Origin of the sequence: Stenotrophomonas sp. 364 (genome assembly GCF_009832905.1) — a bacterium.
GTDB lineage: Bacteria > Pseudomonadota > Gammaproteobacteria > Xanthomonadales > Xanthomonadaceae > Stenotrophomonas > Stenotrophomonas maltophilia_AP.
The window spans coordinates 3189608-3215469 of sequence record NZ_CP047135.1; the positions used below are offsets into that span (position 1 = coordinate 3189608).

Annotated in this window: 31 protein-coding genes and 1 tRNA gene; 7 read left to right on the forward strand and 25 right to left on the reverse strand. The window is 67.2% G+C overall.

The window, feature by feature from the left end; translation table 11 throughout:
- The first annotated feature begins 40 nt into the window (after positions 1-40).
- Positions 41-442 carry a response regulator gene (locus tag GQ674_RS14430; protein ID WP_128097278.1) on the forward strand — a complete coding sequence of 134 codons (402 nt, stop codon included), beginning with the start codon at positions 41-43 and terminating at the stop codon, positions 440-442.
- 114 nt (positions 443-556) lie between these two features.
- Positions 557-1219, forward strand: coding sequence for a DUF3011 domain-containing protein (locus GQ674_RS14435; RefSeq protein WP_159497626.1), 663 nt, complete (start codon positions 557-559; stop codon positions 1217-1219).
- 10 nt (positions 1220-1229) lie between these two features.
- Here the strand turns inward: GQ674_RS14435 and GQ674_RS14440 are convergent, their stop codons facing one another.
- Both GQ674_RS14440 and GQ674_RS14445 read right to left on the reverse strand, forming a co-directional pair.
- Positions 1230-1898, reverse strand: coding sequence for an MliC family protein (locus GQ674_RS14440; protein WP_159497627.1), 669 nt, complete (start codon positions 1896-1898; stop codon positions 1230-1232).
- Positions 1899-1977: 79 nt separating this feature from the next.
- Entirely contained in the window at positions 1978-2799 is an 822-nt protein-coding gene (locus tag GQ674_RS14445) for an alpha/beta hydrolase-fold protein (RefSeq protein ID WP_159499464.1), read from the reverse strand.
- Between the two features lie 260 nt (positions 2800-3059).
- Between GQ674_RS14445 and GQ674_RS14450 the strand changes: the two genes are divergently transcribed.
- Positions 3060-3215 carry a hypothetical protein gene (locus GQ674_RS14450; RefSeq protein WP_159497628.1) on the forward strand — a complete coding sequence of 52 codons (156 nt, stop codon included), beginning with the start codon at positions 3060-3062 and terminating at the stop codon, positions 3213-3215.
- Between the two features lie 84 nt (positions 3216-3299).
- Here the strand turns inward: GQ674_RS14450 and GQ674_RS14455 are convergent, their stop codons facing one another.
- Positions 3300-3737 carry a hypothetical protein gene (locus GQ674_RS14455; protein WP_159497629.1) on the reverse strand — a complete coding sequence of 146 codons (438 nt, stop codon included), beginning with the start codon at positions 3735-3737 and terminating at the stop codon, positions 3300-3302.
- 216 nt (positions 3738-3953) lie between these two features.
- Here GQ674_RS14455 and GQ674_RS14460 point away from each other — a divergent pair, with 216 nt between their 5' ends.
- Positions 3954-5432 (forward strand): S41 family peptidase, encoded by a 1479-nt coding sequence (locus tag GQ674_RS14460; protein WP_159497630.1) that lies wholly within the window; start codon positions 3954-3956, stop codon positions 5430-5432.
- Positions 5433-5442: 10 nt separating this feature from the next.
- Here the strand turns inward: GQ674_RS14460 and GQ674_RS14465 are convergent, their stop codons facing one another.
- From GQ674_RS14465 to GQ674_RS14475, 3 genes are all read right to left on the reverse strand, one after another.
- Entirely contained in the window at positions 5443-6333 is an 891-nt protein-coding gene (locus GQ674_RS14465) for an NAD(P)-dependent oxidoreductase (protein ID WP_159497631.1), read from the reverse strand.
- Positions 6334-6454: 121 nt separating this feature from the next.
- Positions 6455-6979 (reverse strand): hypothetical protein, encoded by a 525-nt coding sequence (locus GQ674_RS14470; protein WP_159497632.1) that lies wholly within the window; start codon positions 6977-6979, stop codon positions 6455-6457.
- The gene (locus GQ674_RS14475) at positions 6976-8205 is read right to left on the reverse strand and encodes a PAAR domain-containing protein (RefSeq protein ID WP_159497633.1); all 1230 of its coding nucleotides are present in this window, start codon (positions 8203-8205) and stop codon (positions 6976-6978) included. The genes GQ674_RS14470 and GQ674_RS14475 overlap by 4 nt, the downstream gene beginning before the upstream one ends.
- Positions 8206-8549: 344 nt before the next feature.
- Between GQ674_RS14475 and GQ674_RS14480 the strand changes: the two genes are divergently transcribed.
- Positions 8550-9293, forward strand: coding sequence for a hypothetical protein (locus GQ674_RS14480; RefSeq protein ID WP_159497634.1), 744 nt, complete (start codon positions 8550-8552; stop codon positions 9291-9293).
- A 172-nt stretch (positions 9294-9465) separates the two neighbouring features.
- Here GQ674_RS14480 and GQ674_RS14485 read toward each other — a convergent pair whose 3' ends face one another.
- On the reverse strand, positions 9466-9837 hold the full coding sequence (locus GQ674_RS14485) for an ankyrin repeat domain-containing protein (RefSeq protein WP_236546090.1): 372 nt from the start codon (positions 9835-9837) through the stop codon (positions 9466-9468).
- Between the two features lie 198 nt (positions 9838-10035).
- Between GQ674_RS14485 and GQ674_RS14490 the strand changes: the two genes are divergently transcribed.
- Positions 10036-10695 carry a DUF6058 family natural product biosynthesis protein gene (locus tag GQ674_RS14490; protein WP_159497635.1) on the forward strand — a complete coding sequence of 220 codons (660 nt, stop codon included), beginning with the start codon at positions 10036-10038 and terminating at the stop codon, positions 10693-10695.
- A 60-nt stretch (positions 10696-10755) separates the two neighbouring features.
- The gene (locus GQ674_RS14495) at positions 10756-11079 is read left to right on the forward strand and encodes a hypothetical protein (RefSeq protein ID WP_201290164.1); all 324 of its coding nucleotides are present in this window, start codon (positions 10756-10758) and stop codon (positions 11077-11079) included.
- A 141-nt stretch (positions 11080-11220) separates the two neighbouring features.
- Here GQ674_RS14495 and GQ674_RS14500 read toward each other — a convergent pair.
- The 18 genes from GQ674_RS14500 to GQ674_RS14585 form a co-directional block, all read right to left on the reverse strand.
- Positions 11221-11296, reverse strand: a tRNA-Lys gene (locus tag GQ674_RS14500).
- A 74-nt stretch (positions 11297-11370) separates the two neighbouring features.
- Entirely contained in the window at positions 11371-12036 is a 666-nt protein-coding gene (gene queC / locus GQ674_RS14505; RefSeq protein WP_159497637.1) for a 7-cyano-7-deazaguanine synthase QueC, read from the reverse strand.
- A 108-nt stretch (positions 12037-12144) separates the two neighbouring features.
- Positions 12145-12843: a 7-carboxy-7-deazaguanine synthase QueE gene (queE, locus tag GQ674_RS14510; protein ID WP_159497638.1), complete on the reverse strand. Its 699-nt coding sequence runs from the start codon at positions 12841-12843 to the stop codon at positions 12145-12147.
- Between the two features lie 135 nt (positions 12844-12978).
- Positions 12979-13788 (reverse strand): tol-pal system protein YbgF, encoded by an 810-nt coding sequence (gene ybgF, locus GQ674_RS14515; RefSeq protein WP_201290165.1) that lies wholly within the window; start codon positions 13786-13788, stop codon positions 12979-12981.
- 3 nt (positions 13789-13791) lie between these two features.
- On the reverse strand, positions 13792-14310 hold the full coding sequence (gene pal / locus GQ674_RS14520) for a peptidoglycan-associated lipoprotein Pal (RefSeq protein WP_038686727.1): 519 nt from the start codon (positions 14308-14310) through the stop codon (positions 13792-13794).
- Positions 14311-14375: 65 nt separating this feature from the next.
- Positions 14376-15695, reverse strand: a complete 1320-nt coding sequence (gene tolB / locus GQ674_RS14525; RefSeq protein ID WP_159497640.1) for a Tol-Pal system beta propeller repeat protein TolB — start codon at positions 15693-15695, stop codon at positions 14376-14378.
- A 155-nt stretch (positions 15696-15850) separates the two neighbouring features.
- On the reverse strand, positions 15851-16222 hold the full coding sequence (locus tag GQ674_RS14530; RefSeq protein WP_159497641.1) for a TonB C-terminal domain-containing protein: 372 nt from the start codon (positions 16220-16222) through the stop codon (positions 15851-15853).
- Positions 16223-16265: 43 nt separating this feature from the next.
- Positions 16266-17324, reverse strand: a complete 1059-nt coding sequence (tolA, locus tag GQ674_RS14535) for a cell envelope integrity protein TolA (RefSeq protein ID WP_159497642.1) — start codon at positions 17322-17324, stop codon at positions 16266-16268.
- Positions 17314-17742: a protein TolR gene (gene tolR, locus GQ674_RS14540; RefSeq protein ID WP_159497643.1), complete on the reverse strand. Its 429-nt coding sequence runs from the start codon at positions 17740-17742 to the stop codon at positions 17314-17316. Before tolR ends, tolA begins: the two co-directional genes overlap by 11 nt.
- A 24-nt stretch (positions 17743-17766) precedes the next feature.
- The gene (tolQ, locus tag GQ674_RS14545; protein WP_038686716.1) at positions 17767-18546 is read right to left on the reverse strand and encodes a protein TolQ; all 780 of its coding nucleotides are present in this window, start codon (positions 18544-18546) and stop codon (positions 17767-17769) included.
- Between the two features lie 10 nt (positions 18547-18556).
- Positions 18557-18988: a tol-pal system-associated acyl-CoA thioesterase gene (ybgC, locus tag GQ674_RS14550; RefSeq protein WP_128095693.1), complete on the reverse strand. Its 432-nt coding sequence runs from the start codon at positions 18986-18988 to the stop codon at positions 18557-18559.
- Complete coding sequence (ruvB, locus tag GQ674_RS14555) at positions 18978-20018, reverse strand: Holliday junction branch migration DNA helicase RuvB (protein WP_159497644.1); 1041 nt, start codon at positions 20016-20018, stop codon at positions 18978-18980. The genes ybgC and ruvB overlap by 11 nt, the downstream gene beginning before the upstream one ends.
- Before the next feature lie 497 nt (positions 20019-20515).
- The gene (locus GQ674_RS14560) at positions 20516-22366 is read right to left on the reverse strand and encodes a potassium transporter Kup (RefSeq protein WP_185753526.1); all 1851 of its coding nucleotides are present in this window, start codon (positions 22364-22366) and stop codon (positions 20516-20518) included.
- Positions 22367-22484: 118 nt separating this feature from the next.
- Positions 22485-23075: a Holliday junction branch migration protein RuvA gene (ruvA, locus tag GQ674_RS14565; RefSeq protein ID WP_038686709.1), complete on the reverse strand. Its 591-nt coding sequence runs from the start codon at positions 23073-23075 to the stop codon at positions 22485-22487.
- A gap of 10 nt (positions 23076-23085) precedes the next feature.
- Positions 23086-23607, reverse strand: coding sequence for a crossover junction endodeoxyribonuclease RuvC (gene ruvC, locus GQ674_RS14570; protein ID WP_038686707.1), 522 nt, complete (start codon positions 23605-23607; stop codon positions 23086-23088).
- Positions 23608-23736: 129 nt separating this feature from the next.
- The gene (locus GQ674_RS14575) at positions 23737-24468 is read right to left on the reverse strand and encodes a YebC/PmpR family DNA-binding transcriptional regulator (RefSeq protein WP_128097646.1); all 732 of its coding nucleotides are present in this window, start codon (positions 24466-24468) and stop codon (positions 23737-23739) included.
- A gap of 93 nt (positions 24469-24561) precedes the next feature.
- On the reverse strand, positions 24562-25194 hold the full coding sequence (locus GQ674_RS14580; protein WP_159497645.1) for an alpha/beta fold hydrolase: 633 nt from the start codon (positions 25192-25194) through the stop codon (positions 24562-24564).
- Positions 25195-25320: 126 nt separating this feature from the next.
- The gene (locus tag GQ674_RS14585; protein ID WP_159497646.1) at positions 25321-25845 is read right to left on the reverse strand and encodes a GNAT family N-acetyltransferase; all 525 of its coding nucleotides are present in this window, start codon (positions 25843-25845) and stop codon (positions 25321-25323) included.
- Positions 25846-25862 lie beyond the last annotated feature (17 nt).

Here is a 25862-nt window from a genome sequence, read left to right on the forward strand (position 1 = left end):
TTGCGCGCCATTCCGAACCACTGCCAGGGAACACTGCGTCATGTTGCTGTCCAAGCGCCACGTTGCACCGCGCGTGCTGTTGATCGAAGACACCGAAGAAACCCGCGAACTCAGCCGCATGGTGCTGGAAAGCCAAGCCTGTGACGTTGCCGCCGTGAGTTCGGCCGAGGCCGCGCTCGGCCTGCTGCAGGCCGGCGAACGGTTCGACCTGGTATTCACCGATGTGTGCCTGGGCGGCGTGAGTGGCATTGAGGCGGCGCACCGCATCAAGCAGTACCAGCCCAGCCTGCCGGTGCTGGTGACCTCGGGGCTGGAGCCGGCCGACGTGCTGCCGCAGCTGCGCCCGGGCATCCACTTCCTGCCCAAGCCGTATTCGATGAGCGAACTGCTGGACGCCATCCGCGCGTGTTTCCAGCAGCAGGACGTCGGCCAAGCCGCCTGATCGGCGGTCTTCATCCGGTTTTCATCGGCAACTGTCATCGTCCGGTTCGACAGCCCGCTGTCGCGCCCGCCCGGGCCAGCGGTGCAACGCTTCCCTGCCACCGGAACCGCCACCATGCAGATTCGCCTGTTGCTGACCGCTCCGCTGTTGTTTGCCGTGTCGATCGCCGACGCGCGCGCCGATGACCTGGTGACCTGCGAAAGCCGCAACAACCGCTACCAGTCGTGCGACCTGCCCCGCGCCGGCTACGTCAGCCTGGAGCGCACCTTGTCCGGGGCGGACTGCCGGCAAGGCCGAAGCTGGGACTATGACCGCCGCCAGGTGTGGGTGGATGACGGCTGCCGCGCCACCTTCCGCGTCCACGACGGTGGCTCCCGCGACGACGACCGTGGCGACAACCACGACGCCAAGGTCGCCGCCGGCGTGCTGATCGGCGCGGCCATCCTCGGCGCGCTGGTGCACAACGCAAACAAGCAGGACGAGCGCTATGACGACGACAACTACCAGGGGCCGCGCCACAGCTCCTATGTGCCCGGCTGGATGGTGGGCGAGTTCGAAGGCTACAACCCCATCTACGGCGCCGACATCCGCATGCGGATCGACAGCGACGGGCGCATGTCCGCCCAAGCACGCGGGCAGAACCTGAGCGGGTGGGTCAACGGCGGCCAGCTCAACGTGGGCGGCAGCGTGTTCGACATCAACCAGAGCCGGGACGGCTTCGTCACCACCGAAGTGGGCGATCGCCAGAACGAAGTGCGCTACCGCCGGGTGCGGTAGCGCAGCGGCGTCAACCGGCGGCCTTGCAGCTCAGCGTGGTGCCGTAGAAGTCCAGCGTGGCCTCGCCCTGGTGTTCCCAGAACTCCACGCCTTCGCGGGTGTAGCGGCTGCCGCTTGCGGCCTGGGCGGGGAAGACGATGGCCTGGTCCTTGCCCAGGCTGACCACTGCGGCCTGCGGGTCCAGTTCGTTGTAGAACACCACGCTGACCGGCTTGCTGGCGTCATCGCACTGGTAGTGCACAGGCGTGGGCGCAGGCACGCCGCCGCTGCCGATGTTCAGTTCGACGATGCGGGTCTGGTAGGACTCGATCAGGCACCGGTGGCGGTCGACCGCCTGCCAGCAGGCATCACGGCCCTTGACCCAGCCCCGTTGCTCGGCGGCGATATCCAGTTCGTCCGGGCTGGTCTGCACGCGCTTGTAGAGCGCGGCCAGCTGGCGGTCGAGCGCGGCCAGGCGGGCGTCGCCGCAGACCAGTTTCTCCGACTCGGACTGCGCCTTGGCGCAATCGAACGAGGGCGGCTGCAACGTGGCATCCGTGGCGGCAGCCGGTGCGGTCGGCGTCGGAGCCGGCGCAGCGGTGGCGGGCGGTTGCGCCGGCGCGGCGGTATCGGACGGGGCCGGTTTGGAACAGCCCGCGAGCGCAAGCGCCCCCACACCCAGCAGGACGAATCGGTTCATGGCACCTCCAACAACAGTCAGCAAAAGACGCGCTATTGTGCGCCCGCCGCCGCGTGTTGGGTGTGCACAAACAGATCGCTCAGGGCGCGGCGGCCGGCGGGGTGAACAGGCTGCGCAGCGCCAGCAGCGCGGCCGGGTGGTAGAGCGTCTGGTGGCTTTCATCGGGCAGCGCCACGTAGCGACGCCTGACTCCCGGAGCATGGGCCGTCAGTGCCTCCATGAAGCGGGCGCTGGGCACGGCGATGCCGCGCTCGGCACTGGTGGCCACGAACACGGTCTTGCCCTGTGGCGCGTGGAGGGCCAACAGCGCCTCGGCTTCATCAACCAGCCCGCCCCGGTTCCACCACAGGCTGGGATCCAGCGCGATGTAGGTATCGAACAGCGCGGGCTCGCGAAGCAGCGTCTCCACCACGAACAAGCCGGCCAGCGATTCACCCATGATCGCCGTTTCCGGCGTGGTCGCGTACCGCCGCCGCACCTGCGGCATCAACTCGTCTCGCAGAAAGCGGCGGAACGCGGCCGATCCGCTCACCCGCGGCGCGATCCGGCGGTCGTCCGGATCGGAGGTGGGGCCGGTCATGTCGCGGCGACGCTCGGTATTCTCGATTCCGACCAGCAGGAACGGGCGCATGCTGCCGTTGGCCACCAGTACCTGGACCAGGCCAGCCACGTGCAGAAAATCCTCGCCGATGCCACCGTCGGGCATGTACAACACCGGCAGGGGCTGGTCGGCCGGCACGTTCCAGGCAGAGGGCCGGTAAACGTTGATGCGTCGGGTTTCCCCCACTGCCTGCGACACCAGCACGAAGGTCTCGCCGATCACCAACGGCGTTGTGTCGCCTGCAGACACGGGTGTCCCGGCACGCGCGTTCACCGTACCCGCCAGCCACACCAGCAGCATCGCCACGCATACCAGCGCGCCGCGTATACCTGCCCGCCACCACGTGCGCCCCTGCTGCCTGCCCGGAAGTGCTGCCATGCGTTGTCGCCCGTCATCGAAGGCCCCATCGGCCCGCGCGCATTATGAACACTGCGCCGCGCATGAACGCCAGTCCGTGCTCAAAGCCACCCTGACCCTACCCTCATGCCAGTGTGACCGCTGCGTAACAGCACCCGGTCCAGTGTGGATCGCACGACATCACGTCGTCCTGGAGTACCGCAATGTCCACCATGCAGAACAACGAAAACAACGTCCAGAAAAATGCCGCTGCGCAGATCGACCAGCAGAAGGAGCAGGAGCGCAAGGACACGTTGGCCAAGCAGCAGAAGCAGGAACAGGGCAACAAGGACGCACCGAAGAACCCGCAGCAGAAGTAACTGCGACGCAGACAGTGGGGCTGCGCGCTACGCGCAGCCTCATGCCGCCGGTGATTCCTCCCGGCCCCTCAGGTGTGAACAGCACTACACCTCGCGCGCGCGAAGACCGTCCAGCCAACCATGCAGTTGCTGCCAGTCGTGCTGTGCGTGGCGCATCATGTCGTCCAGCATCGGCCGTGCATCCTCCGGCAACGTCGCGTCGTTCAACGCAGCCTGCAGAGCGCGGATCAGCCTGCCCCTGCACGCCTGCCCCTGGCTGGCGTACTGAATGCCGGCATCCCCCAGCACCGTGCCCCACCAGCCGAAGCCTGCGCGCACCCCACCCAGCAGTGTGCCGTGCCGTGCGGGTCGTCCGCCAGCCTGCCGCACGCGTCTGCCCAGGGTGGCGATGATGGCCGCGCTTGAGCCCGCCATGTGCATCATCACGGCACACAGGGCAGCATCGCTTCCCTGCAGCCGGGCCGCGGCGTGGGCATGCAGGGCATGGTCGTCGCGCGCCACCGCGACGATGCGGTTGAGCATGCGGACCTGCCGTTGTCGCTCAACAATGTGCGTGGACATCACACGGCTCCGCTGGAGTGCAGTCCCAGCTGTTGAATCGCCTTCAACCTGCGCCCCGGCACGGGACGGCGGTGTGAGGCCAGTATTAGCCCGACTACCCGCCCTTCCGCCCCCGTGCCGGCGGGGCTAGGATCGGGGTTCGCAGGCGCAGGCAGCGCCTTGGCAGGGAGCACGGCGATGTGGGCAGGACACACACTGAAAGCAGGGGCGCTGATGGTCATGGCGCTGTCGATGGCCTTTGCCAGCCACGCAGCCCCGGGCATTGATCGCGAGGCCTGGCGTGGCGATCTGGCGGTCCTGAAGCAGACGCTGCAGAACGATTATGCGCACTTGGCCTGGGTCGCCTCCGCGCAGAGCGGCGTCGACCTGCCCGCACTCGAACGCGATGCGCAGCAGGCCATCGCCACGGCCGGCAGCGATGCGCAGGCGGAACAGGCGCTGCGCACCTTCCTGGCCGGGTTTCACGATGGCCACCTGAGACTGCTCGATCGGCAGGCAGCCGGCGCGCCCGCCGCGGCCCCCGCCGCAGTGGATCCGCGCACGCTGGATGCGTCCACCGGCTGCGCGGCGCTGGGCGTACTGGACGAGGGCCGGCACGACTACAGCGTGCCGCTGCAGGCCCTGCCCGGCTACCACGCCACCGCCGGTGGGGCCGACCCGGCACTGCGCAGCGGGGTGATCGCGCTGGCCGATGGCCACCGCCTGGGCCTGCTGCGCCTGCATGAATTCGATGCGCTGCGTTACCCCGGCCTGTGCCACCGCCTGTGGGGTCAACTGCGGCATGCCGACGCGGTGAACGACATGCGGGCCACGTTGAATGACGCGTGGGTGGCCGAGATCGCCGGGACGCTGCGTCGCTTCCAGCAGCAGGGTGTGGATGCGGTACTGGTGGACGTGGGCACCAATCCGGGCGGCGACGACAGCGGCGACACGCTTGCCCGCCTGTTCAGTAACGCGCCGGTGCAGTCGGCGCCGCTGTGGGTCAGCCAGTCGGCAGCCGGTCGCGACTACCTGCAGGAGCAGTACGAGCGCATTGACGACGCCCTGCGCCACCATCATCCCGACGCCACCGCGCGCCCGCTGCTGGTGCAGCAGCGCGACCGCTTCGCCGCGTCCCTGCGCGCCACGCGGGCGCCGCCCTGCGACATGGCGTGGGTGTGGCAGGCACCGCGCGACTGGCCGGCGCTGCCCTGCCGGCAGCTGGTCGCCGCCGGCAGTTCGGGCGGCCCGCTGGCCACCCCGGCGGTGGACGCGATCAGCGATTTCCTGATTGCCCACCGGCTCGACTGGGCGCAGGACCTGCGCCGACACTGGGCCGCCTGGCAGGGGCCGGTGTACGTGCTCACCGATGCGAAAACCGCCTCTTCGGCGGAAATGTTCGCCGCACGGCTGCAGGACAACCGTATAGCACGCGTGGTCGGCAGCACGACCGGCGGCTACGGCTGCGGCTTCATGAGTCCGCCGCCACCACGCGCCTTGCCGCACTCTCAGCTGCGCATGCGTATTCCGAACTGCGTGCGCCTGCGTGCCGATGGCAGCGACGAAATGGCGGGCATTACGCCGGACCTGCCCATCGACATGCGCGCCGATGAATCGGCCCGCGCCCGCGCGCAGCGGATGCTGGATGCGGTGGCCGTGGACCTGGCCCGGCACTGACCCGCGGCGGTCAGTCCACCGTGCAGTCTGCGTCGCGCATCGGATGCGGCAGCACTTCGATGGAGTGCTCGGCCAGTTGTGCCAGCACCGCTTCCGGCCCGCGCTGGCTGCGCCAGCCCAGGCCGATGCTGGCCGCGGTGGCGTCGTGGATGCGGTCGATCACCGGCAGCGCCCAGCCGCGCCGGTCGTACTCGGCCAGCCACTGCGGGCAGCGCCGCGCCAGCACCGCGCGCGGCTCACTGACCAGCCGTTCGCAGTCTTCCGGGCCGAACGGCGTGGCGCCGCTGGCGATATAGCGCTGGAACATGGGCCCGGTGTTGCGCAGTGCCGCCGCGTGCGCATCGGCCACGTCGCGCACGTCGATGCCGCGATGCAGGCGATACAGCAGCATGCGCTGGGCGGTTTCAGGGAAGCACCGCGACATCCGGATCACCCGCACCTGGAAGCCGGGGCTGGCCGCCTCCTCCAGCCAGTGCTCGGCCGCCAGCTTTGACCGGTGGTAGACCGTGCGCGGTTGTGGCGGGGTACGCTCGTCGATCCACGTGCAGCGGCCCGGCACAATCGCATGACCGTACAGCGCGGTGGTGCTGGTGAACACGAAGCGCGACACCCCCGCATCGCGGGCCAGCATCGCCAGGGTGCGGGTGCCTTCCACATTGATGCGGTGGAACTCGGTGTCGGGCATCAGCCCCACGTGCGGGGCGTGCAGCGCCGCGCAGTGGATCACGGCATCCACGCCCACCAGTGCCGTGCGCAGCGTGCGCATATCGGTGATATCGGCCACGTGCCGGGTGGTGTTGAAGGGGCTGCGGTCCAGCCCGACTACCTCGTGCCGTGCGGACAGCGCGCCGAAGATCGCGCGCCCCACCCGGCCTGAACTTCCTGTCAGGAGAATCTTCACTGTGTGGCACTTGGTCAGCGCCCGGGAGCTACCGGGATGATTTGATTGTAGCCAGAGTCGGCGCCCGGGCGTCCACGGCTGCGGCCGGCCAGGCGTCGGAATCGTTGCGACCTGCGCGCGCTCAGCGCCCGGCCTGGCCTACCGGCTGTGCAGGGGACCCGCAGGTGTCCCAACGCAGCGCGCCGTCCTTTCCCTGCTGGACCGCGTTGATCTTCGCTACTCCGCCTGCGTCAACTACGCAGAAGTAGCCGTTGAACCAGCGCGACTGGGGCGCCCCGCGCTGTGCCCGTGCACTGCCCCACATTTCCACCTGGTACCGCTTGCCAGGCTGCAGGCGCGGCGGTGGCGACGTTCCCCCGTCGCCGTAGCGCAGGCATTGATCCGGCGCGAGCGTGGGTTCGGCCTGGCCATCCCGCAGGAAATCACGTTCCCAGATCGCCGCGCCGCCCGAACCGACCTCCATCACCGACACCCCGGTTATCTTCGCAGGCGCGTCGCCCGTGCGGATTGCCGGCACGCCAAAACAGGGCGCCCCCTGCTGTTCCTTGACCAGCGCCTGCTGATACCGGCCGGCGGGCGAGGCGCAGCTTGCCAAGCCCGGCACCAGGACACCGATCAACAGCAGGGAAACATGCAAACGGCTCATTGCGTCGTCCTGGGCAGGTTGTTTTTGTCACTGCGCGCGGCAAGGAAGGGCTGCAAGGTGCGCTCGAGCTGCGCACCGATATCGGGCACGGTACGGTAACGCACATTATTCATGCGTGACTGGGAGCCGCGGAAGGCCACCAGAAAATAGTCGGCCAGCATGTCGCCCTGCGCTTCCATGTTGTAGTCAGGGAACAGGCGGATCTCATCCAGCACGTAGTCGTAACTCATGTTGGGGCGCGGCGCGCGGACCAGTTTGACGTTGTAACCGAGCTGGTACTGCCAGACATGGGTCATTTCATGGATGAAGAACTGCTGGAAGCTGACGCTGTCGGTCGAATAATCGTCCTTGTAAATGCCCTTGGGGAAATACATCTCCCCGTTGGGCGTCACCGCGGTGTCCTTGTTCTGGAAACCGAAGAACATCCAGTAGCCGTGGTTGTGGACCTTCACCTGGGCGTAGTCGACCGCATCGCCAAAGACCAGGCGGGCCATGTCGATCTCTCCGGGCGTCAGGCCGCGCTCGTGGCCGGGTGCGGTGACCGGGGCTATCGAGGTGCCCAGCGCTTCCGATGTGGTCACCACGCCGTCAACGTCGAAGACCTCGGCGTCCTCGGCGTCGTCCGGCGCCACGCGCGCGCAGCAACCGACCGGCTGTGCGGGTGCGCGTAGTTCAGCGCGCACGATGGTCTGGCTCTGCTCTGTCGAGACGCGCGTGGTTTCTCCTTGGGCATCGGTGGTCCCAGACACCGTGCGGCCATCGGCCAGGTGCAGGGTGTACGGCACCTCGGCCAACGGCGTCCCCTCTTTGCCAACGAAGCGGATTGCCTGATCGAACGTCGCCGCCGAGGCCAACACCGCTTTCAGGACACCTGCTGCGCCCGCCGCCGCACTGCCCGCCCCTGCGGCGGCGCCGGTGCCTGCGCTGGCGGCGGCAGCGCTTCCCGCGGCCGCACCACTGTCAGCGAAGACGTTGGCCTGCTTGCCGGACAGTACGCGACACCCACAGGCCAAGGCGCAACCGTGCAATGCCACGGGCTGTCCATCCACCAGGATCGTGATATCCCCATCGACAATGGGGAAAATACCCTTGTGCAGCTTCGGGCAGGTGGCCTTGTCGCCTATCCGCGCAACGCCCATTCCCATGATGTCGGTTTCGTTCGATGCCGTGATGACCTGTCCCCCAGTGCTGGTGGGGTCTCCCATCACAATCCAGTTCCGTGCCATGGCGCCATCCTTGGATACGTCAGAGTAAATGGAGGGAATAATCACCTACTGCTTTATCACGCCGATTGAACCCCAAACCGCGCGATTGATCACAAAACCTACTATACATAATCCCCGTGGGAGGCAATGGAGGCTGCCGCCCCGGCCGGAAGCCGCGCAGCACATTGCCCCCGCGGTTGCCGGCATGCGCCCGGCTCACCTATCCTGCGTGCGGAATCGATCCCAGGAATGCGCCACGGATGAGCGGCACCCCAGTTTTTTCGTTCGCCCGACGTTGGGCGTGGCGCGCGCCTGCACGGACACCGCTGCTACTGGGCGCAACGTTCCTTGCAGCGCTGCTGGCCGTGGCGCCCGCCAAGGCAAACGACATCCCGCCGCAGTTCATGACGCAGTACGAAGCCGCGCGCGACTACCTGCACCTGGTCCAGGCGGCCGAAGCTGCCAATGCGCCCACGCAACTGGACAGCGCCGATGCCATGCAGTTGCTGGCGGCGATCACCCACCGCGATGCGATCCTCGCGCCGGACTACGTACCCGCGGATCTTGGACTGCTGGTCAATGCGTGCGAGTACGGTAAAACCGTGTCCACCCAGCTGATGCAGTTTGGACTGGCCGCGATGCCCGCCGCCGTACGCATCCACCCCGGCGAGCAGGCAAGCCTTGGCCGCCGCAATGCAGAACGCTTCCAACCACAACTGGGCCTGCTGCTGCCTTACCTGCTGCGCTGCGGCGCACGGATTCAGCCGCTGTTGGACCAATGGCTTACGGTTGCCACGCCCGACGAACGGGCCGCGCTGGGACCTGACGGGACCGATACCCTGCGCCGCAACGCGCAACGCCAGTACCTGGATATGCTGGAGACAATGCGCGCGCAGCCTGCTGATAGCGCGCTGAGGCACACCCTGGTGCGCGCACTGGCAGAAACGGCGGCCCCCTACGCGCGCATGCTGCAGCCGGCGCAGCGCCTGCCCGTGCGCGACGCCTTGAAAGACGCGCGCCAGCAGATGGATGCAAACGATGCCGCACTGCTCCAGCAGGCCGTTGTGGCGTTCAGCGCCGACGGGTGCGGAACACTGTGCGCCTCCTGATCCAGCGGCGGAGCACCGCAGTCGAGTACGGCATCCACGCCCACGCCACGCGCACTGTCCACATGTCCAATGGGTAACGCTTGCCACGCTGCAGGCGCATGCTCTCTACCTGCGCGTTCCCCCCAGGGCCTCAGCTCTACTATCTGTCGCTCAAGTGCGCCGCACTATGTGTCTAACCAAGCAAAGAGGCCAACTGTCCCGGCGTCTCTCCCGCTTCGTTTCTTATTCCTCTCTGTGCGCCGTGACGCAGCAGCCACTCCACTGCTTCGTACTTGCCCTGCTCGACCGCATTGTGCAACGGAGTGCATCCATGCTCGCCAGCGCTATTTACATCGGCACCGGCGCCCAGCAGCGTCTCGAGCTCCTCGATTGAGCCCCGTGTTGCAGCAACGTTTATCGACATATCACCAAACGCACTCACCTGATCAACGTGAGTAATTTTGATGCCCATAAATTCTGGAAGCTCCCGATACAGCGAGAGAAGACGATCTAGCTCCATTGCTACTCTCAGTGCTCTGAGCAATTCAATAATATGATCGACCATATGTAGTCCCCGCGGAGGACGTGTGGTCGTCCAGCCGTGGCGGTAAACGGGCTCCGGTCACCCCCACCAACGCGTACCGAGCAGCCTTTAGCGACAGCGTTGCCCGCTGATGCGGCAGGGGCAGGCGGCGGATCCTCCATGCGCGCGTGTGTTTCGGCTACCCTCCATACGCTGCAACTTTTTCTTGATGGAGACCCCATGCTGCTGGATGCGTACCTGCGCGATCACTTTGTCGACACATCCACCTGCGCAGCGCTGGCAGGCATCACCGTGCAGCGTCTGGATGCGCTGATTGCGGCCGAGGCCATTCCCGCGCCGACGTACCGCTGCAATGCGGGGACGATCCACTCGGCCGCGTTCGGATCGATCGACACCGATTCGCGGGTATCCGGTGCGTTCTTCCGCCCCGAATGCACCCGCTGGGTCCGCATCGCCGCAGACGCCGCCGCAGGCGAGGAGCGCGCGGCAGTGGTCTCGACGTTGGCGGCCGAACTGGCGGCGCATCTGCGCACCTGCGACGACGACGCGCACCGGGTGGACGCAACGGTAGAGGCGCTGCTTCCGCACTTCTTCAACGGCACATTCGGCCTGTGCGTCGCCGATCCGTCCAGTGGCAAGGGCATTGTGCGAAAAGAGGTGCTCCAGAAAACCCTGGTTGCGTTGACCTGCAACGGAAGCAACCCCGCACCGCCCGGCATCGCCGCCGGCGAGTTGCTGGCGTTGATTGATGACTACGCCGACTCCGCCATGCCCTTCTCCCCTGCCGAGTACGCGCGCAGCAGCAGAAAGCGGCTGGTGGAGGACCTGCGTCCACGCGTGCTCAGCGCCCATCAAGCCACCCAGGAAGGGGCGGCATAGAGCCGCGGCGGGCCGCTACTTGCTCCCAGCGGGATGCATCACAGCAGCAGGGAGATGGAGATGTCAGCGGAGTTCGTGCTGTCGTTTGAGGATGAGGGATGGTATGCGTCCCATCGTGACGAGGTGAAGCAGAAAATCACCCAGCTTGAGACCTTTTCCCGCTGTGTTGGCGCGCACGAATTCCGGCTGGTAGGCACCGAGCCGAGGGGCGCGGATGCGTGGTGCCACGACGTACGCGTGTTCCTGGAAGAGGAACGCGTGTTTCTTGAGGTCAGTGCTCACCCGACCAGCATCGAAGCGGATCTTGCGCGGCTGTTTGCCTGGGTCCGCGCCTGCACCGGGATGTCGGTGGACGATGAGGATGGCGAGCCATCTGGCTGGTAGCAGCGATGAGCTGCGCTGCAGTAGCGGCGGCACGCCTTTCGATCCCTGACCGGGTCGTCGCGCGGTGGTACTGCCGAGCGGGCAGTGATGGCCCCAAGCCACAAAAAAGGCGCCCGGTAGGCGCCTGATTCGTTGCTGCAATGGTGGGCCGTGATGGATTCGAACCATCGACCAAAAGATTAAAAGTCTTCTGCTCTACCAACTGAGCTAACGGCCCATTGCATGCCCCGGCATCGCTGCCGGGGGTGCGCATTCTAACCCACAAGGCGCTCGGGCGAAACCACTTAGCGCTCAGGCGTAACGGGTCGGGTCGGCCACGCCGGCATCGGTGAAGCCCTGCGCGCGCAGGCGGCAGGCATCGCAGTGGCCGCAGGCCGCGCCGGTGTCGTCGGCGTTGTAGCAGGACACGGTCAGGCCGAAGTCCACGCCCAGGCGCACGCCTTCACGCACGATGTCGGCCTTGCTCAGGAACTGCAGCGGCGCGTGCACCTGGATGCCCGCGCCTTCCACGCCGGCCTTGGTGGCCAGGTTGGCCAGGGCCTGGAAGGCGGCGATGAACTCGGGGCGGCAATCGGGGTAGCCGGAATAGTCCACGGCGTTGACGCCGCAAAAGATGTCGCTGGCGCCCAGCACTTCGGCCCAGCCCAGTGCGACCGACAACATGATGGTATTGCGCGCCGGCACGTAGGTGACCGGAATGCCCTCCCCGCCCGCCTCGGGTACGTCGATGTCATCGGTCAGGGCCGAGCCGCCGATGCTGCGCAGGTCCACGTTGACGGTCTTGTGCGCCACCACGCCCAGCGCCTGGGCGACCGCGGCGGCCGCCTCCAGTTCGGAGGTGTGGCGCTGGCCATAGCGCACGCTGAGCGCGTGCACGGCGAAGCCCTGCTCCTGGGCGATGGCGATGACGGCGGCGGAGTCCATGCCGCCGGACAGGAGGACGACTGCTTTTTTCATGAGGGGGTGTTTCCGGTGGGTTGCGGGAGCCAGCACGCTGTCCCGCGCCGGGATGAAAACTGGAAATTGAGGCGTGGTGAGCGGTCGTTGCGCCCTCGACAACCGACCTCAGCGGCCGGGTTCGTCGTTCCAGAGCAGCTTGTGCAGCTGCATCTGAAAGCGCACCGGCAGGCGGTCTTCGACGATCCAGTCGGCCAGCTGGCGCGGGCTCACCTGGTCCTTGCTGGGCGAAAACAGCACCATGCTGCGCTGGTTGAGGCGGTGCTCGGCGACCATGCCGCGTGCCCACTCGTAGTCCTCGCGGCTGCACAGCACGAACTTGATCTGGTCGCGGCGGGTCAGCAACGGCAGGTTCTCCAGCCGGTTGCGGGCCATTTCGCCGGAGCCGGGGGTCTTCAGGTCCACCACCCGTGAGACGCGGGGATCGACCGCGCTGACGTCCAGCGCGCCGGAGGTTTCCAGCGACACGTCCAGGCCTGCGTCGCACAGCTTTTCCAGCAGCACCAGGCAGCGCTTCTGCGCCAGCGGCTCGCCGCCGGTCACGCAGACGTGGTGCACGCCCTGGGCCTGCACCTCGGCCACGATCGCATCGATGTCCCACCAGGTGCCGCCATGGAAGGCGTAGGCGGTGTCGCAGTAGGTGCAGCGCAGCGGGCAGCCGGTCAGGCGCACGAACACGGTCGGCCAGCCGGCGGCATCGGCTTCGCCCTGCAGCGAGGTGAAGATCTCGGTGATCTTCAGGCGCGGGAGGGGCGACTGCACGATCTCGCTGGGGAGCGCGGCGGCGGCGGACAAGGAAACGGTCATGGCGGTGATTCTTGGGAATACGGCATCGGAAACGACAACAGCCGGACGTGCCCGGCAGTTCATGCGGCCGGGCAGAGCCCGGCTCTACGAGGGATCATTATAGCGGGGCGGCCTGGGCGGCGCCCGGACGGCGGTTCAGCGGATCTGCTGGCCCAGCCGGATCGACTGCAGGCGGTCCTGCGCGGTACGCGCGGCATCGCTGCCGGGATAGGTGGCCACCACCTGTTCCAGGGTGGCCTGGGCCTGGTCGACCTTGCCTTCGCCATACTGCGACAGGCCGATCTTGAGCAGGCCGCCCGACGCCTTGTCGTGGGTCGGGTAGCGCGAGATGAGGTCGCGGAACTGCGCCTCAGCCAGCGGGAAATTTCGGGTGGCGTAGTAACTCTCGCCCAGCCAGTACAGCGCATTGGGGGCGTAGACGCCGTTGGGGTACAACTCAAGGAAGCTGAGGAACAGCTGCGCCGAGTCGTCGTACTTGCCGGCCTTGAGCGAATTGAAGGCGACGTTGTAAGCCGTACGCTCCTCACCACTGGCAGCCAGGCTGCCGGCATCGCCATGCACGGAGGGCGGCCGCTCGGAAGCGGCCGTTGCCGGTTTCGGTGCTGCAGCGGCGGGCGCAGGTGCGCTCGCGGCGGGTGCGGCAGGCAGCAGCGGTGCGCCACCTTCCAGTCGGTTCAAGCGGCTGTCCAGGTCCAGGTACTGGTCCTTGGCGGTCTGCTTGAGCTGCTCGTTGTCATGCTGCAACTGCTCCACCTGCGACTGCAGGGCCTGCACCTGGGTGCGAAGCTGGGTGAGCTGGTTGAGCATGTCCATGTTGGACTGGTTGTTCTGGGCCTGCTGCTCAAGCGCGCCAACGCGGTCGGCCAGGCTCTGGCGCTGCGCATTGGCCGGTGCGGCAGCCACGAGGGCTGCCGCAACGATCATCGATAGAAATCGAAAGCGCATCTATTACTGAGCCGTGTACACGATCTCGACGCGACGGTTCTGCGACCAGCAGGACTCGCCCGACTCGGTGCAGACCGGACGCTCTTCGCCGTAGGACACGACGGTCAGCTGCGAAGCCGAGCCACCGTTGGCCTGCAGAGCGGAGTTGACGCCGTTGCCACGACGCTCGCCCAGGGCCTGGTTGTACGCACGCGAACCGCGCTCGTCGGTGTGGCCCTGCAGGGTGATGCGCGAGGACGGACGGTCACGCAGGTACTTGGCGTGGCACGCCATGATGGCCTGGAATTCCGGCTTCACTTCTTCCTTGTCCAGGTCGAAGTACACCACGCGCTGGCGCAGGCAGGAATCGGTGTCCAGGTCGCCCGGGCCGTACAGGCCGGAGGTCGACGGACCGCTCGGGGTGGTGGTCGAGGAGCCGGTATCAACCGGGGCTGCCGGCTGTTCCTTCACCTTCTTCGAGCAACCGGCCAGGGCGGCCACGGACAACAGGGAGACAAGCAGAACGCGGGTGGTCTTGTTCATGGCGATACCTTTGAGGCTCCTAAAGCCGGATGTGGGATGAATACGGTGGAAATCTTAACACTCTGTTAGCGCTTTGTACGGTAAGGCGACCAAGAAGGCTCACGGACGTCACCGTCGGCCAAAACCAGCCGCTGGCGCACGCGCGCATCGGCCGAGACGGCGTACAAGACGCCGCGACCACCCTCACGGGCGGCGTACAACACCATGCTCGCGTTGGGCGCAAAGCTCGGCGATTCGTCCAGCGAACCCGGCGACAGCGTGCTCCAGCGCGCCGAACCCAGGCTGCTGTCCATCATCGCGATCTTGTAGGTATTGCCGCTACCCTGGGCCACCACCAGCTTCTTGCCGTCGAAGGACAGGCTCGGGGTCGCGTTGTAGTTGCCCTGGAAGGTCACGCGCGAGGCGCTGCCGCCACTGGAGGGCACCTGGTAGATCTGCGGGCGGCCGCCACGGTCGGAGGTGAAGTAGACGCTGGCCCCGTCGGCGCTCCAGGTCGGCTCGGTGTCGATGGCGAAGTGGTTGGTCAGCTGGGTCAGCTGCTTGCTGCCCAGGTCCATCACGTAGATCTCCGGGTTGCCGCTGCGCGACAGCGACAGGGCCAGGCGGCGGCCGTCCGGGGAGAACGACGGGGCGCTGTTGATGCCGCGGAAGCTGGTGACCAGTTCGCGGGCGCCGGTGGAGATGTTCTGGATGTAGATGGCGGAATTGCCCCGCTCGAAGCTGACGTAGGCCAGGCGGTTGCCATCCGGGCTCCACGACGGCGACAGCAGCGGCTCGGCCGAGCGCACGATGGTCTGCGGGTTGAAGCCGTCCGAATCGGCCACCATCAGCGCGTAACGCATGGCATCGCCCTTGCCGCTGGCGGTGACATAGGCGATGCGGGTCCAGAAGGCGCCGCGGACGCCGGTGATCTTCTCGTAGATGGCGTCGGCCATCTGGTGGGCGACGTCGCGCATGGCGTTGCCGCGGGCGGTCATCGCCAGGCCCAGCAGGCGCTCGCCCTTGGGCACGTCATACAGTTCGTACTCGACGCGGTAGGCGCCGGCACCGGCGTCCATGACCCGGCCCACCACAATGTAGTTCTGCTTCAGCGCGCGCCAGGTGGCGAACTGGATCTCGCTGCCCCGGGTCGGCTTTTCCACGATCTGCGCTTCCGGCAGGGTGCGGAACTGGCCCGAGCGCTCCAGGTCGGCGCGTACCACGGCCGCGACGTCGGTCTGCGGTGCACCGGCCGAGCCCTGGTAGGGCATGGGCACCACGGTGATCGGGGTTGCGGACGCATTGCCGCCGATGATGTCGATATCCAGCCCCTTCTGCTGCGCCATGGCAGCAAAGGGCAACAACAGGGCCGCAACAACGGCAAGCCAACGAGGCATTTTCTTCATGGACCACTCAAGGGAAGGAAAACCGGAACGAGGGATAGCAGGACGGCGGTGAACCGTTTCGCAATCATGAACCAACGGTGCGTGAAAGCAGAGTCACCACGGCAAAAAACTCACATTTCGTTAACGATTGGCATCCCTGCCAGCGCTCCATGGGGTCATGGCGCGGTAAAGCCGATGTTGAGGCTACGGTCGAACACGGCCTCGAAGCCCTTGTAAGGCAGCGGCTGGGCGCGCAGTACCGCACGTTCCAGCGTCGCCTTGCCGGCCGCATCGAACTGGCAGGCCGCATCCACCTTGACGCTGACGATCGTTCCGCCCGGCAGCTGGGTGATGCTCACCCGGCAGTGCTGGCCCGACGTCATCGAGGGCGGGGGCAGCCAGGACGCGATGATCCGGTCGCGGATCGCCATGGCATAGGCGGTGCGCAGGCTGACCTGGCCCGGCGCCGGGGCGGCATGCGCCTGTCCAGGCCCCAGCAGCCCCGGCACCAGCAGGATCACCGCCAACAGGGAAAGCATCTTCATCATGCGGGGCTCTGCGCAGGCGGGGCCCAGGGCAATCGGCCCGGGCTCAGTCCTGCGCGGTGAAGTTGAAGTTGATGGTGCGCTGGAAGACCGTCTCGAAGCCCCGGTACGGCAGCGGCTGGGCATTGAGCACGGCCGCTTCGATCGAGCGGCGGCCGGCCTCGTCGAACGGGCAGTCCGGGCTGACCTTGGCGCTGTTCACCGTGCCACCGGGCAGCTGCTGGATGACGATCTTGCAGCGCTGGCCGAACGGCACGTTGTCCGGGCGGGTCCACGAGGCCAGCACCTTCTGCTGGATCGCGGCGGCGTACTTGGCCTGCAGGTCGTCGCTGGTACCGCCGGCGCCGGCCGCCGGCTTGGCCGCGCCGGTGGCGCCCGTGGTAGCCGCCGTGCCGCTGGCCGCGCGCGCGGCGGCGACCTGGCGCAGCTTCTGCTCGGCCAGCTTGGCTTCCTTCTCGGCCTGCTCGCGCTTGCGCCGGATCTCGGCGATCTTCTGCTGACGCTCGGCTTCGGCCTTGGTGTCGTTGGCCTTCTGCTGCTGCTCGGCCAGCTTCTTCTTTTCCGCCTCTTCCTGCTGTTTGGCCAGGCGCAGCTTCTGCTCGGCCTGCTCCTGGCGCTTGCGCTCGGTGAGGTCGATCTGTTCCTGGCGGCGCTTGGCTTCCTGCTCCTGCTTGGCCTTCTCAGCCGAGATCGCCAGCGCGTTCACCGCCTCCTGGTCGATCTTGTCGGGCTGGGCCACGCGTTCCTGCGCCTGTTGCTGCTGCGGGGTGGGCGCGTCCTGCGGGCGCGGTTCCTCGATCGGCTGCGGCGGGGGCACGGTGTCTTCGGGGATGGGCTCGGGCTGGGCGACCGGCTCAGGCAGGTCGGGCAGCTTCTCCGAGGCACGCAGCGCCTGGCGCGCAGCGGCGGCCTCGGAGGCGGACAACTGCAGGCTGGCCTCGATCGCCGGGTCGCCGGCGGCGGCCTCGGTGGTGCGTTGCGGCGACCACAGCCAGGCGCCGATGAACACCAGCGCGAGCAGCAGGTGCACGCCAAGCGCCAGCGCGATCGGCAGACCCCACTTTTCTTCCGGCTGGCGCTGCGGTGGCAGGGCTTCAGCGTGCATCGGTCGCCAGGCCCACCTTTTCCACGTTGGCGCGCTTGATCACGTCCATCGCCGCGACCACCTTTTCATAGGCCACGGCCTTGTCGGCGGCCACGATCACGCGCAGGTTCTTGTCCTGTGCGGCCAACGCGCCCAGCTGCGCCTGCAGCTGGCCGGGATCCATCGGGGTCGGGTCCTTGGCCTCGGGCAGCTTCAGGCTGAGCTGGCCGTCCAGGCGCACCGACACGATCACCGGGTCCTGCTTGCTTTCCAGGGCCTTGGCCTGGGAGCTGGGCAGGTCGACTTCGAAGCTCAGCGTCAGCAGCGGCGCGGTGACCATGAAGATGATCAGCAGCACCAGCATGACGTCGATGTACGGCACGACGTTGATTTCGGATTTGAGCTTGCGGCGCTTGCGGCGGCCGATGGCAGCAGTCATGGCAGGGTCCTTGGTGCGGGGCGCTTACTCGTCGCCGGCGCTCTGGCGCTGCAGGATCGAGCTGAACTCTTCTGCGAAGGTCTCAAAACGGACCGACATGCGCTCCACGCGGGTGGTGAAGCGGTTGTAGGCCCACACCGCCGGGATGGCCACGAACAGGCCGATGGCGGTGGCGAACAGGGCTTCGGAGATGCCCGGCGCGACCGAGGCGATACCGGCCTGCTCACCGCTGTTGATCATGTCGTGCATGGTCACCATGATGCCGAACACGGTACCGACCAGGCCCACGTAAGGGGCGGTCGAACCGATGTTGGCCAGCAGCTCCAGGCTGCGTTCCATCTGGTCCACTTCGCGGGTGTAGGTGGTGCGCATGGCGCGCTGGGCGCCTTCCAGCTGCGCGCGACCGTCCAGCCGGCGCTTGTCGCGCAGGCGGGTGAATTCGCGGAAGCCGGCTTCGAAGATCGCTTCCAGGCCGCCCACCTTGCGGTTGCGGTCGGTGGCCGAGCTGTACAGCTTGCCCAGGTCGGCGCCGGACCAGAAGCGGCTTTCGAACTCGTCAGCTTCGCGGTTGGCGGCGTTGAACACGCGCGCCTTGCGGAAAATGATCACCCAGCTGATGAACGAACCGGCCAGCAGCAGCAGCACGATGATCTTCACCGGCAGGCTGGCCTTGACCATCAGGTCCAGGTAGTTGATGCCACCGCCATGCGCGGCCTGCGCAACCGTCTGCGCCGCAGCACTGGTCACTTCCTGCGGCAGCGCCTCGGTCACCGTGGCCTGCAGGGCCAGGAGCATTGCGATCATCCGTTGTTCCTCACTGTGCGGATACTTGAAGTTCGTAGGGTTTCAACGCGGCAAGGAGGACATCGTCCATGCCACGCGGTTTGAAGGTGGAGGCATCCAATGCCGCGATCCTGACCTGGGCGGTCAGCAGCGTTTCATCGCCGCGACACACGCGCTGGTCGAACACCATGCTGGCGCGCTTGCACTGCACCAGCGTGGCGGTCACCGCCAGCGCATCGTCCAGCCGCGCCGGCTTGAGGAAATCCATGGTCATCGCGCGGACCGCGAACACCAGGCCATGGTCGGTGCGCGTGCGCTCCTGGCCAAAGCCCAATGCCCGCATCCATTCGGTCCGTGCCCGCTCCATGAAGGCCACATAGCGTGCGTGGTAGACCACGCCGCCAGCGTCGGTATCTTCCCAGTAAATGCGTGTCGGCCAACTGAACCGGGGCTCAATTTCCATCCAGGGCCTCGGCAAACAGGTCCGCGGGGGGATTCTTCGGCTTCAGGCCCATGTGCCGGTACGCCTTGTGCGTGCACATGCGGCCGCGCGCGGTGCGGATCAGGAAGCCCTGCTGGATCAGGTACGGCTCGACCACGTCCTCCAGCGTGCCGCGCTCTTCGGACAGGGCCGCAGCCAGCGATTCGATGCCCACCGGGCCGCCGTCGAAGTAGTCGACCATGGTCCGCAGCATGCGCCGGTCCAGCTCGTCGAAGCCTTCCGGGTCGACCTTGAGCATCTGCATGGCCGCCTGTGCCACGTCCTGGTCGATATGGCCGGCGGCCTTGACCTGGGCGTAGTCGCGCACGCGGCGCAGCAGGCGGTTGGCGATACGCGGGGTGCCGCGCGAGCGCCGCGCGATTTCGGCCGCGCCTTCGGCGGTGCAGTCGATGTTGAGGATGGCGGCCGAGCGACGGACGATCTTGGTCAGCTCTTCCGGGGTGTAGAACTCCAGCCGGTGCACGATGCCGAAGCGGTCGCGCAGCGGCGCGGTCAGCAGCCCGGCCCGGGTGGTGGCCCCGATCAGGGTGAACGGCGGCAGGTCGATCTTGATCGAGCGGGCCGCCGGGCCCTCGCCGATCATGATGTCGATCTGGAAATCTTCCATGGCCGGGTACAGCACTTCCTCGACCACGGGCGAGAGGCGGTGGATTTCGTCGATGAACAGCACATCGTGCGGCTGCAGGTTGGTCAGCAGCGCGGCCAGGTCGCCGGCCTTTTCGATCACCGGGCCGGAGGTGACCCGCAGGGCCACGCCCAGTTCATTGGCGATCACGTGGCTCAGCGTGGTCTTGCCCAGCCCGGGCGGGCCGAAGATCAGCACGTGGTCGAGCGCGTCGCCACGGGCCTTGGTCGCCTCGATATAGATCGACAGCTGCTCGCGCACCGGCGCCTGGCCCAGGTAATCGGCCATGCGCTTGGGGCGGATGCTGGCGTCGGTGCCCTCGTCTTCGCGGGTGGCACCGGCACCGATGATGCGGTCGTCTGTCATGCGGCAATTATGCGGCAAAAGGGGCGCGATCCGCGCCCCGGTAGTGCCGGCCGCTGGCCGGCTCCACGCGTAGCGCCGGGCTCTGCCCGGCAAGAGCCAAGGCAACAGCCAAGGCAACAGCCGGTGTACTGAGAGACGGCGGGGTGGGTCCGGCTGCGGGGGACGCTGCAAGTACGTCCCTGTAAGCTCGGTCGCGCCATCCATGGCGCTCACGCCCCCGCAACCGGACCCACCCCGCCTTCGCCAACATTCCGTGCGCCGCCAGGCAAGCAAAGCCGTGACATGTTCGTCCACAGATCGCGCCGAGCGTCTGGAAGAGAGCCCCCTTGGTGTTCAAGGGGGCGCACCGAAGGTGGGGGGATTAGGTGGAATGCGCGGAACGCCGGCGCCAACGGCGACTGCGTTTCAAGGGGGCGCACCGAAGGTGGGGGATCAGGTGGAATGCCCCGGGGACCACGGTTTGCGTAGCAAAGCGTGGGGCGTAGCGCAGGTGGAGATTAAATCTCCACCTGCGCCCCAAGTTCGACCAGGCGGTTGCCCGGAATCCGGAAGAACCCGGTGGCCGGGGCCGCATTGCGGTGCATCAGCGCGAACAGCTTGTCGCGCCAGATCGGCATGCCCCGGTTGGCGGTGGCCACGATGGTCTCGCGGCTGGCGAAGAAGGTGGTGTCCATCGGGTCGAAGTAGATCCCGCCGTGGTCGCAGGAGCGCATCAGCGCCAGCGGCACGTCCGGGGTTTCCATGAAGCCGAAGCGCACGTAGATGCGATAGAACTCATCGCCCACCGACTCGATCTTCAGGCGCTGGCCCTCCGGCGCGTACGGCACCGGCAGGGTCACCACGTGCAGGAACACGTTGCGCTCATGCAGCACCTTGTTGTGCTTGAGGTTGTGCATCAGCGCATGCGGGGCCACGGTGGGGTCGGCGGTGAGGAACACCGCGGTGCCCGGCACCCGTACCGGCGGGGCCAGCATCAGCCCCGGCAGGAAGGTGTCGATGCGGATGCCGTCCTTGCGGATCTCGTCACGCAGCAGCTCGCGGCCGCGCCGCCAGGTGCGCATCATCGTGAACAGCACGATGCCCAGCACCACCGGGAACCAGGCGCCCTGCAGCAGCTTGGCGCCGTTGGCGATCACAAAGCCCAGGTCGATGATGAAGAACACCACGCACAGCGGGATGATCCAGTAGCGCGAGGTCGGCCACAGCGCGCGGGCCACCAGGGCCAGCAGCAGGGTATCGATCAGCATCGTCGCCGACACCGAGATGCCGTAGGCCACGGCCAGGTTGGACGAGCTGCGGAAGGCCAGCACCAGCCCGATCACCATGACCGCAATGCCCCAGTTGATGCCCGGGATGTAGATCTGGCCGATGGTGTCGTGCGAGGTATGGGTGATGCGCATGCGCGGGATGTAGCCCAGCTGCATGGCCTGGCGCGAGACCGAGAAGGCGCCGGTGATCACCGACTGCGAGGCGATCACCGCGGCCATGGTGGCCAGGATGATCATCGGGTACAGCGCCCAGTCGGGCACGGCCTCGAAGAACGGGTTTTTCACCGCCTCGGGGTTGTTGAGCACCAGCGCGCCCTGCCCCAGGTAGTTCAGCACCAGGCACGGCAGCACGAAGAAGTACCACGCATGGCGGATCGGCTTGGCCCCGAAGTGGCCCATGTCGGCGTACAGCGCCTCGCCACCGGTGACCGCCAGCACCACCGCGCCCAGGATGAAGATGCCGTGCCAGCCGTGCTCCATGAAGAAGCGGAGCGCCCACATGGGGTTGAAGGCCTTGAGCACTTCCGGCGCATCGACGATGTTCCAAATGCCGATCGCGGCCAGCGAAATGAACCAGATCGAGGTGATCGGCCCGAACAGCTTGCCGATCTTCTCGGTGCCAAAGCGCTGCACCGCGAACACCGCCAGCAGCACCACCACCGTGATCGGCACGATGAACGCATGCAGCCCGGGCGCGGCCACCTCCAGGCCTTCGACCGCACCCAGCACCGAGATGGCCGGGGTGATCACCCCGTCGCCGAAGAACAGCGAGGCCCCGAAGATGCCCAGGATGCCCACCACGTACGCCGAGCGCGAGCCGTGCCGCAGGGTGCGCTGGGTCAGCGCCATCAGCGCCATGATGCCGCCCTCGCCCTCGTTGTCGGCGCGCATGATGATGGTGACGTATTTGAGCGTAACGACGATGTTCAGTGCCCAGAACGCCAGCGACAGCACGCCCAGTACGGTGTCGTGGTCGCTGTTGAGGCCGTAATGCGGCGAGAACGCTTCCTTCAACGTGTAGAGCGGGCTGGTGCCGATGTCGCCGAACACCACGCCGATGGCGCCGATCATCAGGGCCATGCCGCCGGCCGCCGGCGCGTGGCCGTGCGCGGCGTGGCCGTTGTCGTGCTGGGTGGAAGAGGTGGACATGGTGCTCCGGGCGGACGCGGTCGGTATCAGGAAGAAGGCAGCGCGCGGGTCAGCGCAGCGCGGCCTGCAGGGCCTTGCGGATGACGGTGGCGACATCGTCGCCCTCGGCGTTGGCATCGCGCGCCATGCGCGCGGCCTCGGCCGGCTTGTAGCCCAGCTGCTGCAGGGCCACGGTGGCCTCGGAGACCGGGTCGGTGGCCGGCGCGGCACCGGCCAGGGGTGCGCCGCCCCCGCCGAAGTTGGCTGCGCGGTCGCGCAGTTCCAGCACCATGCGCTCGGCGGTCTTCTTGCCGATGCCGGGAATGCGGGTCAGCGCGGTGATGTCACCGGCCTGCAGCATGCGCGCGAACTCGTCCACGCTCACACCCGACAACACCGCCAGCGCGATCTTGGCGCCGATTCCGCTGACCTTCTGCACGTCGCGGAACAGGCGGCGCTCGCCCTCGCGCAGGAAGCCGTACAGCGACACGCTGTCTTCCTTCTGCGCGTAGTGGGTGAACAGGGTGACCTCGCGGCCCAGCTCGGGCAGGTCGTAGAAGGTGCTCATCGGCGCCTCCAGCTCGTAACCGACGCCATTGACGTCGATCAGCAGCCACGGCGGCGCCTTGTAGGCCACGATCCCGCGCAGACGACCAATCATGCAGCTTTCCTCATTTGCGGCTCCAGGCCATGCGGGCATTGACGCCCAGGCGCTGCGCCGTTGCCCGTACGTGGGCGTGGGTGATCGCCACGGCCAACGCATCGGCGGCGTCGGCCTGCAGCTTGGTTTTCAGGTTGAGCATGAGCCCGACCATGTGTTGGACCTGTTGTTTTTCCGCGCCACCGCGGCCGACCACGGCCAGCTTGATTTCGGTGGCCGCGTATTCGCTGACCGGCAGGTCGCGCATGACCACCGCCGAGATGGCCGCGCCGCGGGCCTGGCCCAGCTTCAGGGCCGAGTCGGGGTTGCGCGCCATGAACACTTTTTCGATCGCCACTTCGTCGGGGCGGTATTCCTCGACCAGGGCGTTCAGGCCCAGCACCAGCAGCTTCATGCGCTGCGGGAAATCGTCGGCGCCCAGCAACACCAGCGGCAGGTGGTGCACGTGCACGACCTTGCCGGTGGCATCCACATCAATGATGCCCACCCCGGTGCGTTGCGAACCGGGGTCGATGCCGAGGATGCGGGTCATGCGGCACGCACGCGGCCGGGCAGGACCCGGAACGGAGCAGTGCGGCGGCGATGGCAGGGAACGGCTGGAGTCATCATGGTCCGCATTGTCCGCCCACCGGTCGCCAAAGGCGACCGGCAGTGCGTCCGGTCAGGCGTAGGCGTCCGCGCCGAGGTCGGCGTTGGAGAACACGTCCTGCACGTCGTCCAGGTCTTCCAGCATGTCCAGCAGCTTCTTGACCTGCAGGGCGGTGTCGCCTTCGACCTTGATGTCGTTGTCGGCGCGGAAGGTCAGTTCGGCGTGGTCCGGGGTCAGCTTGGCCGCTTCCATGGCGTCCTTGACCGCGTGGTAGCTGTCGGCAGCGGTCAGCACGTCGATCGCGCCGTCCTCCGGGTACACCACGATGTCGTCCGCGCCGGCCTCGATGGCCGCCTCGGTGATGGTCTCTTCATTGGCGCCGGCGGCGAAATGCAGCACGCCCACGCGCTTGAACATGAAGGCCACCGAGCCTTCGGTGCCCATGTTGCCGCCGCACTTGCTGAACGCGTGGCGGACATCGGCCACGGTGCGCACGCGGTTGTCGGTCAGGCAGTCCACGATCACGGCCACGCCGCCGGGGGCATAGCCCTCGTAGCGGATCTCCTCGTATTCCACGCCTTCCAGTTCGCCGGTGGCCTTCTTGATGGCGCGCTCGATCACGTCCTTGGACATGTTCGAGGCCAGGCCCTTGTCCATGGCAACCCGCAGGCGCGGGTTGTTGTTGGGGTCTCCTCCACCGCCGCGCGCGGCAACGCCGATCTCGCGGATGATCTTGGTGAAAATCTTGCCGCGCTTCGCGTCGGACGCGTTTTTGCGGTTCTCGATCGAGGGACCTCTACCCATGGGTATTACCGTGCTTGCATGAGGAACAGGGCGCGGATTCTACCTGATCGCCCGCCGCGACCGTGTTAGTCGTGGCCGGGGGGCCGCCCGGGCTCAGGCGGCGTGGGCGGCGCGGTCCGGTCGAAAGCGGCCATCGCGCAGGAAGGCGGCGGTCTGGCGCGCCGCCTCGGGGGAAAACACCAGCCCGCTGTGGCTGGCCGGGACCACGCAATGGTCGGCCAGGCCCGGCAGGTGGGTCTCATCCAGCGCCACGGTGCCGTCGGAGGCCTCGCCAATGGCGCCCAGCAGGCTGCCCAGCCCGTGCGGGACCGATCCGGCAATCAACCCCACCTGCGCCCTGCCCTCCCAGGCGGGCAGCCCGTCGAGCAGCAATTCGCTGCTGCGCCCGAGCGCCAGCGACCAGCCGTGGTCGGCCAGCGAGCGGGCGGTGCCGCTGCCGCGCAGCGGCGAGCCCAGGCAGACCACCCGCGACACTGGCAGGTCCGGCTGCTGGCGCAACGCTTCCAGCGCCACCAGCCCGCCCAGGCTGTGTCCGACCAGCGAGACCGGGCCGCTGCCCTTGAGCCGTTCCAGCAGCTGCGGCACGGCCACGTCGGGCCCGCCGAAAACGCTGGAGTAACCGAAGGTGTCCACGCTGAAGCCGCGTGCGCGCAGCCGCCAGGCCAGCGGGCCCACCCACGCGCGCGCATTCCAGATGCCGTGAAGCAGTAAAACAGGGGGATTCATGCACTCAGCCTAGCCGGTTGGCTTGGGACCTGCGGGAGGAAACACGGCCATTAGACGAATAGACCGTGCAACGGCGGGTGAAGCCGTTGCGGTCCATTGCGATGGAGAAGGAAACGGGACGGGTGCTCAGCGCGCCGGGCCGGCCGGTCGGCGCAGGATGAACTCCAGGTCGCGTACGCTGCCGACCGGAAATTCGTAGGTGCCCACCTTGGTGAAGCCGTAGCGGGCGTAAAAACGCTGCGCGCCGAAGTTCTCCGACCACACGCCCAGCCACAGCGTGCGCGGGCCGTCGCGTTCGAGCCAGTCCAGTGCCGTTTCCAGCAACCGGCTGCCCCAACCGCAGCTCTGTTCGTCCTTGATCAGGTACAGGCGCTTGAGTTCGCGATCGCCCGGCTGCACGTCCGGGTGCGGCAGGCCGCAGGGGCCGGCCGCTGCATGGCCGACCGCCACGCCGTCCCGTTCCAGCAGCCACACCGCGTAATCCGGGTGGGCCAGGATGATGTGCTGGCGGTCGACCGCATAGGCCTCGTCCAGGAAATCCTGCAGGTCCTGCGCAGGATAGAGGTGGCCGAAGGTTTCCACGAAGGTACGCGTGGCCAGCACCGACAGGGTCGGTGCGTCGTCAACGGTGGCACGGCGGATGGTGTACATGGCGGGGTCCGGGCAGG

Coding starts and splice junctions, on each gene's coding strand:
- GQ674_RS14430 (WP_128097278.1), top strand. CDS start 41: ATGTTGCTGTCCAAGCGCCACGTTGCACCGCGCGTGCTGTTGATCGAA.
- GQ674_RS14435 (WP_159497626.1), top strand. CDS start 557: ATGCAGATTCGCCTGTTGCTGACCGCTCCGCTGTTGTTTGCCGTGTCG.
- GQ674_RS14440 (WP_159497627.1), bottom strand. CDS start 1,898: ATGAACCGATTCGTCCTGCTGGGTGTGGGGGCGCTTGCGCTCGCGGGC.
- GQ674_RS14445 (WP_159499464.1), bottom strand. CDS start 2,799: ATGCTGCTGGTGTGGCTGGCGGGTACGGTGAACGCGCGTGCCGGGACA.
- GQ674_RS14450 (WP_159497628.1), top strand. CDS start 3,060: ATGTCCACCATGCAGAACAACGAAAACAACGTCCAGAAAAATGCCGCT.
- GQ674_RS14455 (WP_159497629.1), bottom strand. CDS start 3,737: ATGCTCAACCGCATCGTCGCGGTGGCGCGCGACGACCATGCCCTGCAT.
- GQ674_RS14460 (WP_159497630.1), top strand. CDS start 3,954: ATGTGGGCAGGACACACACTGAAAGCAGGGGCGCTGATGGTCATGGCG.
- GQ674_RS14470 (WP_159497632.1), bottom strand. CDS start 6,979: ATGAGCCGTTTGCATGTTTCCCTGCTGTTGATCGGTGTCCTGGTGCCG.
- GQ674_RS14475 (WP_159497633.1), bottom strand. CDS start 8,205: ATGGCACGGAACTGGATTGTGATGGGAGACCCCACCAGCACTGGGGGA.
- GQ674_RS14485 (WP_236546090.1), bottom strand. CDS start 9,837: ATGGTCGATCATATTATTGAATTGCTCAGAGCACTGAGAGTAGCAATG.
- GQ674_RS14490 (WP_159497635.1), top strand. CDS start 10,036: ATGCTGCTGGATGCGTACCTGCGCGATCACTTTGTCGACACATCCACC.
- GQ674_RS14495 (WP_201290164.1), top strand. CDS start 10,756: ATGTCAGCGGAGTTCGTGCTGTCGTTTGAGGATGAGGGATGGTATGCG.
- queC (WP_159497637.1), bottom strand. CDS start 12,036: ATGAAAAAAGCAGTCGTCCTCCTGTCCGGCGGCATGGACTCCGCCGCC.
- queE (WP_159497638.1), bottom strand. CDS start 12,843: ATGACCGTTTCCTTGTCCGCCGCCGCCGCGCTCCCCAGCGAGATCGTG.
- ybgF (WP_201290165.1), bottom strand. CDS start 13,788: ATGCGCTTTCGATTTCTATCGATGATCGTTGCGGCAGCCCTCGTGGCT.
- pal (WP_038686727.1), bottom strand. CDS start 14,310: ATGAACAAGACCACCCGCGTTCTGCTTGTCTCCCTGTTGTCCGTGGCC.
- tolB (WP_159497640.1), bottom strand. CDS start 15,695: ATGAAGAAAATGCCTCGTTGGCTTGCCGTTGTTGCGGCCCTGTTGTTG.
- GQ674_RS14530 (WP_159497641.1), bottom strand. CDS start 16,222: ATGATGAAGATGCTTTCCCTGTTGGCGGTGATCCTGCTGGTGCCGGGG.
- tolA (WP_159497642.1), bottom strand. CDS start 17,324: ATGCACGCTGAAGCCCTGCCACCGCAGCGCCAGCCGGAAGAAAAGTGG.
- tolR (WP_159497643.1), bottom strand. CDS start 17,742: ATGACTGCTGCCATCGGCCGCCGCAAGCGCCGCAAGCTCAAATCCGAA.
- tolQ (WP_038686716.1), bottom strand. CDS start 18,546: ATGATCGCAATGCTCCTGGCCCTGCAGGCCACGGTGACCGAGGCGCTG.
- ybgC (WP_128095693.1), bottom strand. CDS start 18,988: ATGGAAATTGAGCCCCGGTTCAGTTGGCCGACACGCATTTACTGGGAA.
- ruvB (WP_159497644.1), bottom strand. CDS start 20,018: ATGACAGACGACCGCATCATCGGTGCCGGTGCCACCCGCGAAGACGAG.
- GQ674_RS14560 (WP_185753526.1), bottom strand. CDS start 22,366: ATGGCCCTGATGATCGGCGCCATCGGCGTGGTGTTCGGCGACATCGGC.
- ruvA (WP_038686709.1), bottom strand. CDS start 23,075: ATGATTGGTCGTCTGCGCGGGATCGTGGCCTACAAGGCGCCGCCGTGG.
- ruvC (WP_038686707.1), bottom strand. CDS start 23,607: ATGACCCGCATCCTCGGCATCGACCCCGGTTCGCAACGCACCGGGGTG.
- GQ674_RS14575 (WP_128097646.1), bottom strand. CDS start 24,468: ATGGGTAGAGGTCCCTCGATCGAGAACCGCAAAAACGCGTCCGACGCG.
- GQ674_RS14580 (WP_159497645.1), bottom strand. CDS start 25,194: ATGAATCCCCCTGTTTTACTGCTTCACGGCATCTGGAATGCGCGCGCG.
- GQ674_RS14585 (WP_159497646.1), bottom strand. CDS start 25,845: ATGTACACCATCCGCCGTGCCACCGTTGACGACGCACCGACCCTGTCG.